The 1,236-nt window shown below is 75.7% G+C and carries 1 protein-coding gene; it reads right to left on the reverse strand.

Annotated features, from left to right (window positions below; genetic code table 11):
* Nucleotides 1–164 precede the first annotated feature (164 nt).
* On the reverse strand, nucleotides 165–1,236 hold a 1,072-nt coding region (locus CTKZ_RS11965), incomplete at its 5' end, for a beta-ketoacyl-[acyl-carrier-protein] synthase family protein (protein WP_148090489.1).

Below are 1,236 nucleotides of genomic sequence, written 5' to 3' on the forward strand. Positions count from 1 at the left end.
CCGCAGACGCGCCGCGTGCGCCGTGCTGCCGACGCGACGCGCCGCGTGCCGTGCGCGGCCCCGCCGACGCGACGCGCGTGCCGTCGTCGCAGACGCCGAGGGCGCGCCACCCGGCAGGGGAGGCGCGCCCTCGGTCCGCCGGGGCGGACGGGTGGTGCGGCGGGTCAGACCGACGTGACGACGAGCGCCACGTTGTGGCCGCCGAACCCGAACGAGTTGTTGATCGCGGCGATCTGCCCGTCGGGCAGCGCGCGCGGCTTGTCGCGCACCAGGTCGAGCACGAGCTCCGGGTCGGGGTCGTCGACGTTGATCGTCGGCGGCGCCTGCCGGTCGTGCAGCGCGAGGATCGTGAACACCGACTCGAGCGCGCCCGCGCCGCCGAGCAGATGGCCCGTCATCGACTTCGTCGCGGACAGGGCGACGTGGTCCGCCTCGTCGCCGAGCACGCCGCGGATGCTGCGCGCCTCGATGAGGTCGCCCACCACCGTGGAGGTCGCGTGCGCGTTGACGTGCACGATGTCGCGGTGCGAGACGCCCGCCTCCTGCAGCGCGGAGCGCATCGCACGGATCTGCCCGTCGCCCGAGGGCTCGGGGGACGTGATGTGGTACCCGTCGGCGGACAGTCCGACACCGGCGATGCGCGCGTACACGCGGGCGCCGCGCGCGGCGGCGTGCTCGGCGCTCTCCAGCACGACGACGCCGGCGCCCTCACCGACGACGAAGCCGTCCCGGGCGGTGTCGTACGGGCGCGACGCGCGCTGCGGGTCGTCGTTGCGCTGCGACAGCGTGCGCGACGCGGCGAACGCGCCGATCGGCATGGGGTGGATCGGAGCCTCGGTGCCGCCCGCGACGACCACGTCGGCGCGGCCCGAGCGGATCATGTCGACGCCGTACCCGATCGCCTCGGCACCCGACGCGCACGCCGAGACCAGGGCGTGCGCACCGGCGCGGGCGCCCAGGTCGAGCGACACGAACGCGACGGGGGAGTTCGGCATGAGCATGGGCACCGTCATCGGCAGCATGCGCCGGGCGCCCTTCTCGCGGAGCGTGTCCCAGCCGTCGAGCATCGTCCAGATGCCGCCGATGCCGGACGACACCACGGCACCGAGCCGCTCGCCGTCGACCTCGGGGGAGCCCGCGTCGGCCCACGCCTCGCGCGCCGCGATCACGGCGTACTGCGCGGAGGGGTCCATGCGCTTGAGCTCGGGGCGCGGCAGGACGTCCGCGGGCGCGACC

It is taken from the genome of Cellulomonas algicola, assembly GCF_003851725.1.
GTDB classification, from domain to species: Bacteria; Actinomycetota; Actinomycetes; order Actinomycetales; family Cellulomonadaceae; genus Cellulomonas; species Cellulomonas algicola.